This window comes from Intrasporangium sp. (assembly GCF_035688975.1).
GTDB lineage: Bacteria > Actinomycetota > Actinomycetes > Actinomycetales > Dermatophilaceae > CALMNV01.
In genome coordinates this window covers 24,390-30,389 of the sequence record NZ_DASSMH010000049.1, presented here as the reverse complement: position 1 = coordinate 30,389, position 6,000 = coordinate 24,390, and the positions used below count along the sequence as shown (strand labels likewise).

Genomic DNA, 6,000 nt, shown 5'->3' with positions numbered 1-6,000 from the left:
GCGTCCCAGGGCGAGACCTCGCGTCCACGCGAGATGGTGGGGACGATGATGCGCTGTGTCGATGCTGCGCAACGAGGCGGAGCGGCTCGCGGCCGACGAAGCTGACCGGAATCGCCACGCCGTCAACCGCGCAATGACGCGCTGCGAGCACGACGTTCAAACGCCCCAACCCGGTGGCAGCGAGGGCGACCAGCAGTGCGCCCCGTCACACCGCGATGATCTCGGACTCGCCGGGGAGAGCGGGCGCGCCGGTAGCCCGGAAGGCGATGGGTAGTCCTCGTGCTCGGTCCCAGTTCGTGCTGTCGGTCGCCTGGATGTGCAGGTGCGGCTGCGTGCTGTTCCCGGAGTTGCCACAGGCGCCGAGCACCACGCCTTCCTGGACGGGGTCGCCGACGGCGACCTTGACGGAGCCCTTGCGAAGGTGCGCAAGCAGAACGAACGGGCCATCGGCGCCCGTGGCGATCACGACGTGGTTCCCGGCGATGGCTGACGGACCGCCTCGGACGCGACCCGCTTGGTTGAGCATGTAGAGCAACAGGGTCAGTTGGGACCGTCTGGCCACGTGGTCTGGTTCGCCGTCGTGGGCGATGGCCACCCGCCCCGAGCACGGGGCGAGGATGGGTGCGCCGAACCCGACGAAGTGCTCGGGCGCCTCCGTCGCGACGGCAGCTCGCCAGCTCCATGGCGCAGACCGACCCCGCACGTCCACGGGGATGAAGTCGATGGCGTAGGTCGTACCCATATGATGTGTTCCGTGGCTGGGCACGCGCCGTGCGGGGCTATTTCGCGTCAGCCACCTACCAGAGAACGGGTAAGCGAGCACAACTGGCTCGGGGTCCTCCTGTGCGCCTGCGGGCATGCCCCCAAGTGTCTCAGGGCCAGGTCTGCGGCAGTTCCCGGTCTCAGCTGGACGGAGGGCCGAGCTGCAGTACGTGAAGGGCGTGCAGAACGCCGGTGCGGCTCTCCTCACGGCCATTGACGACATCCTCGACTGCTCGAAGCTCGATGCCGGCATGGTGGACGTCGCGACCCCGGACCCGACGCCGGGCTGGCCGCACCTACCGACGACCATTGGTCCGCCACCGGCGAGGCCGGTGAGCACGGGGGCTGCCGTCCGACGGGACCAATGGTCGTCGGTGTGCACGGCCGGTATGCCGCGGGGCTGGCCAGTCCGCGCCCCCCGGCCGGGGAGGAGCGCACCCGAGAGTCGAGGACGCTGGCCTACTGCCAGTTGAGGACGAGTCGCTCCTCCTTGTCCCCCGGAACGAGCCGACGACGATCAGGATGAAGTCGACGAGCCACCAGATTCCCAGGCCGCCTGCGGTAAGGAGCTGGAGAACGCCCGTCCCCGCCTTGCCGACATCGAAGCGGTGGACCCCCAGCACGCCGAGCACGCGCAGAGCAGGGCGGCCGCGAGACGCGATCGGGGGCCGACCGGCATACCACTCCGGTCCCGGTCGTAGCGAACGAACGCCGCCGTGCCCCGCATCAACTGGCAGATCAACTGGCAGGTGGTGCTGCTCAGACGACACCAGCCGCCAGTTGATCCGCCAGTTGATGCCCAGCGAGCGTGGCGGGAGGGGGCGCCGGCCCCTAGGTTGGGGTGGCGCCCGAGCCACGCCGACGACGGAGCCGACCATGCTGGAGACCGACCACTTCATCCGCTTCGAGCGGGTGGGCACCGTCACGCGGACCGAGCGCGGGCTGCTCGCCGAGGTGCACACCGAGCAGCTGCGCATCGACGTGGTCCGTGACGACGTCGTGCGGATCGCGATGAGCCGAGGCGGAGTGTTCGACGAGAGGCCGACGTATGCCGTGTGCGTCGACCCGTTCGCCGGTCCGGTCCCCGACCTGCGGGTCGAGCGGGACGCCGACCGGGTGCGGCTGTTCACCGACGCGCTCGTCGTCTCGCTCTGGCTCGACCCCTTCCGCATCGACGTCCACCGCGCCGACGGCTCGCCCGTCATCGAGACCGCGGCGGACGACGACGGGCGCTACTGGGCCTATGCGACGCTCAACGACGCCTTCACCGTCCGGCGCCGCTGCGGCGGAGCCGACGCGGTCTACGGGCTGGGCGAGAAGGGCGGCCGGCACAACCGAAAGGGCCGCGACTTCACGATGTGGAACACCGACGTCCTCAGCCCCGTCGAGTCGGCCGAGTTCACCGCGGGCAGGGAGCCCGGCGACCCGCGCGGCGACCGCACCAGCACGGAGTTCGACCCCTACTACGTCACGGTCCCGTTCTTCTACCACCAGCGCTACGACGGCGGCCAGATGGCCGGCTCCTTCGTCGACAACAGCTACCGGGCGTACTACGACTTCACGGCGGCGGAGGAGTACCGGATCGCCTTCTCCGGCGGGCAGTACGTCGAGTACGTCTTCGCCGGCCCGTCGATGCCCGGGATCCTCACGGCATACACCGACCTGACCGGGCGCGCGGCGCTGCCGCCGATCTGGGCCCTCGGCTACCACCAGTGCCGGTGGCACCGCTACACGCAGGACGACATCGAGGCCATCGCGCGGCGGCACCGTGACGACGACTTCCCCTGCGACGCGCTGTGGCTCGACATCGAGTACATGGACGGCTACCGCGTCTTCACGTGGGACACGGAGGCCTTCCCCGACGCGCCGGGAATGCTGGACCGCCTTGCACAGCAAGGGTTTCGGGTCATCACGATCATCGACCCCGGTGTCAAGCACGAGCCGGGCTACTGGGTCTTCGACCAGGGCAGAGAGCGGGACCTCTTCTGCCGGACCGAGGGCGGCGACACCTACGTCGGCCAGGTGTGGCCCGGCGACACGGCCTTCCCCGACTTCGCGACGCAGGAGGCGCGCGACTGGTGGGGGGAGCTCAACGCCGCCCACGTCGAGTCGGGCCTCGCCGGCATCTGGAACGACATGAACGAGCCGGCCACGGGAACCATCCCCTCGGCGCCGATGCGCTTCGACCACGGCCGCGCGTCACACGACCGATTCCACAACCAGTACGCGCTGCTCATGGCGATGGGCACCCACGACGGGCTGCTGCGCGCCATGCCCGAGCGGCGCACCTTCATCCTGTCGCGCGCGGGGTTCGCGGGGGTCCAGCGGTATGCCGCCAACTGGATGGGCGACAACCAGTCGCGTTGGGACCACCTCTGGGTGAGCATGACGATGGCCTGCGGCTTCGGCGTCTCGGGGCAGCCCTTCGTCGGTGCCGACATCGGGGGCTTCCAGGGCAACGCCAGCGCCGAGCTGTTCCTGCGCTGGATGCAGTACGGCGCGCTGACGCCCTTCTGTCGCAACCACTCCGAGATCGGCAACATCGAGCAGTACGCCTGGGCGTTCGGTGACGCCGTCCACGGGCACGCGCGCGAGGCCGTGCGGCTGCGCTACCGGCTCCTGCCCTACCTGTATGCCGCGTTCGTGCGCGCCTCGGAGACGGGCGAGCCCGTGCAGCGGCCGCTCGTCTTCGACCACCAGGACGACGCGGCGGTGCGCGACATCGACGACGAGTACCTCTTCGGGCGTGACCTGCTCGTCGCCCCCGTGGACGCGCCCGGCATGACCGCGCGCCAGGTCTACCTGCCCGGGGTCGACTGGTACGACTGGCACAGCCGCGAGCCGGTCCGGGGCAGGCAGCATGTCATCGTCGCCACACCGATGGACCGGATCCCGATCTTCGTCCGCGCCGGGGCCGTCGTCCCGATGTGGCCGGAGGCGCCCGCGTCGACGGCCGGCTACCACCCGGAGGTGGTCGAGCTGCACCTCTTCGTGCCCACCGCGGACGGGACCATGGAGTCGCTCCTCGTCGAGGACGACGGGGTCACCTTCGCAGCCGCGCGCGGCGCGTGGCTGCGCACGACCTTCGCGGTCCGCCGGACGGGCCGGGAGCTGACGGTGGAGGCGCTCGTCGAGGGCGACGGCTACCCGGAGTCGCGACGGCAGGCGTTCCGGCTCGTCGTCCACGGCGCCGACCCCGCCACGGTGCTGGTCGACGGCGACACCGTGGAGCGCGCAGACGGCGCGTTCCTGCTGGCCAACACCGGCACGGGGTTCCGGCTGACCCTGCAGGTGTAGCCCGAGGAGCGCGCGGACGATGGCGCCGGGCCGGTCCGCCACGGCGACGGCCGACGCGCGTCGGGCTAGCCCCTGGAAGCCCGACGCGCGCCGGTTGCCGGCGCCGGCGACCGCGTCCCTCAGCAGCGACGCCACATGGGAGACGAGCACTTCGGGGATTCGGTTCACCGGCCGGCTCGGCTGCTGTGGCGACGACGGGAGGACGCCAGGCCGCCAGGCCGCGATGACGAGGGGACGAGGGGACGCAGGGACGCAGGAACGAGGGGACGGAGGAGTTTCTCCGGCACCTGGTGCCGGAAGACCTACGCCGACCGGGACGGAAGGTTCGCCGGCGCTTGCCGTCTCCGGCTCGCACCGGAGAGCGGCCGCTCGACCACGGCCACGAGGCCGATCGCGACGAGCGCAAAGAGGACGAAGACGACCGAGTTCGCGGTCGAGGCGGCGGGGTCTCCCCCGACCTGCATGACCAGAGCCATGCCGGCGACCGACGAGGCGAGCAGCGCGGCCCAGCCGAGCACGGCATACCGCAGCCGCCCCGCCCACTCCCTGCCGCGCAGCAGCCCGACTCCGCAGACGACGGCAACCGGGACGACGAGGCCGAGGTCCATCATCTTGACGACCCAGAAGACCGTCGGGTCAGCGAGGTACTCCGTGCTCGTCGGGGCCGGCCTCCACGCGTCGAGCAGCCCGCGCAGGTGCAGCCCGAGCGCCAGGAAGGCGGCGACCGCGAGGAGGAACGCTCCCGCGGCCCGGTCGACCCGCCGTGGCGGGCGGGCCCCGGCGACCGCCTCCGCGTCGAGCGCCGCCCAGGCGCGGACGAGCACCCCGCCCGACAGGACGAAGAGCGCGGCGAAGAGGGGGAACCAGCGCTCACTGTTGCCCGGATAGCGCGTGATGTCCCCGCTCACGGCGAGCTGGAAGGAGACGTAGAGGCCGTATGCCGCCGGGCCGAGGCCAAGAGCGGGACCGGCACGGCGGCCGCGCAGCACCAGGACACCGGCGACGACGCTGACCGGTGCGACGAGGAGCAGGCCGGCGACGTCGCCGCCCTTGACCTGGCCGAGCGCCGCCGCGGAGACGTGGTAGGCGATGGCCCCGAGCACGAGCGGACCGAGCAGGGCCACCGCCGCGGCACCGCAGCCGAGGAGGATGAGGGACCCGCCCAGGCCGACGTGCCGCTCGGGGTGGAGCCCAGGGATGAGGTGACGATGGCGGGATGATGTTTCGACGGACGTGTCCATGGTGTGCTCCCTACGCCTCGAACGTACGCGGGCAGGCGCACGCCGGCGGTCGATCGTGGCGCACCACACTTCCGGGCGTCTGCGACGCACCGAGTGGCACGTGCGCGGGGCCCGTCTGCCGCTCGGGGCGAAAAGGCGACCGGCCCCATCGGTGCTGGAGCCGGTCGCGGATGACCCGGACTATCGGTCAGTCGTCGCCATGGTGGTCGCCGTGGTGGTCGCCGTCGTGGTCGCCGTGGTGGTCGCCGTGGTCGTCGTCCCGGTGCAGCTGGCCTCGGATCGCGCCGGCCGGGAACTGCATGGTGTGGACGTTGACGTAGTAGGCCGACGGGTTCATCAGGATGGCCCTGCCGAGCTCACGGGAGATCTCGACGCAGCCGCTCGACATGCCCATGGTCGGGGCCTTGAGCGGCACGACGACGGGGCCGTTCTGGTTTGCGCGCCCCGCGTGGATGTGGGCGGCGACGACGCCCCGCAGGCCCTCGACCTCGAGGGTGTAGCACAGCCGTCGCTGGCCCTGGTCGATGCGGACCTCCGCCTCGCCCTCGGCGTGCGGCACGGTGGCGGCCGAGCCCTTGAGGTCGGCCTCGAGGTGGCGCCCGGCTGCGGTGGCGGTGGCCGGAACGGACAAGGTGGTGGCCGCGACGGCGACGACGACGGAGAGCAGGCGACGGGTGGTGCGGTGCATGGTGTTGCTCCC

5 protein-coding genes are annotated in these 6,000 nt (G+C 71.5%); 1 reads left to right on the top strand and 4 read right to left on the bottom strand.

Translation table 11 applies throughout. From position 1 onward, the window contains the following. Nucleotides 1–205: 205 nt before the first annotated feature. Together VFJ94_RS05000 and VFJ94_RS04995 are read right to left on the bottom strand one after the other, a co-directional pair. A complete protein-coding gene (locus VFJ94_RS05000) occupies nt 206–742 on the bottom strand; it encodes a M23 family metallopeptidase (protein ID WP_325003091.1) in 537 nt (178 codons plus the stop codon). 316 nt (nt 743–1,058) lie between these two features. After that, entirely contained in the window at nt 1,059–1,640 is a 582-nt protein-coding gene (locus VFJ94_RS04995) for a TM2 domain-containing protein (protein ID WP_325003092.1), read from the bottom strand. Here VFJ94_RS04995 and VFJ94_RS04990 point away from each other — a divergent pair. Continuing rightward, the gene (locus VFJ94_RS04990) at nt 1,639–4,059 is read left to right on the top strand and encodes a glycoside hydrolase family 31 protein (protein WP_325003090.1); all 2,421 of its coding nucleotides are present in this window, start codon (nt 1,639–1,641) and stop codon (nt 4,057–4,059) included. The genes VFJ94_RS04995 and VFJ94_RS04990 overlap by 2 nt on opposite strands. 302 nt (nt 4,060–4,361) lie before the next feature. Here the strand turns inward: VFJ94_RS04990 and VFJ94_RS04985 are convergent, their stop codons facing one another. Together VFJ94_RS04985 and VFJ94_RS04980 are read right to left on the bottom strand one after the other, a co-directional pair. Continuing rightward, on the bottom strand, nt 4,362–5,300 hold the full coding sequence (locus VFJ94_RS04985) for a hypothetical protein (protein ID WP_325003089.1): 939 nt from the start codon (nt 5,298–5,300) through the stop codon (nt 4,362–4,364). Nucleotides 5,301–5,487: 187 nt separating this feature from the next. Further along, nucleotides 5,488–5,988, bottom strand: a complete 501-nt coding sequence (locus VFJ94_RS04980; RefSeq protein WP_325003088.1) for a CHRD domain-containing protein — start codon at nt 5,986–5,988, stop codon at nt 5,488–5,490. Nucleotides 5,989–6,000 lie beyond the last annotated feature (12 nt).

Coding starts and splice junctions, on each gene's coding strand:
- VFJ94_RS05000 (WP_325003091.1), bottom strand. CDS start 742: ATGGGTACGACCTACGCCATCGACTTCATCCCCGTGGACGTGCGGGGT.
- VFJ94_RS04990 (WP_325003090.1), top strand. CDS start 1,639: ATGCTGGAGACCGACCACTTCATCCGCTTCGAGCGGGTGGGCACCGTC.
- VFJ94_RS04995 (WP_325003092.1), bottom strand. CDS start 1,640: ATGGTCGGCTCCGTCGTCGGCGTGGCTCGGGCGCCACCCCAACCTAGG.
- VFJ94_RS04985 (WP_325003089.1), bottom strand. CDS start 5,300: ATGGACACGTCCGTCGAAACATCATCCCGCCATCGTCACCTCATCCCT.
- VFJ94_RS04980 (WP_325003088.1), bottom strand. CDS start 5,988: ATGCACCGCACCACCCGTCGCCTGCTCTCCGTCGTCGTCGCCGTCGCG.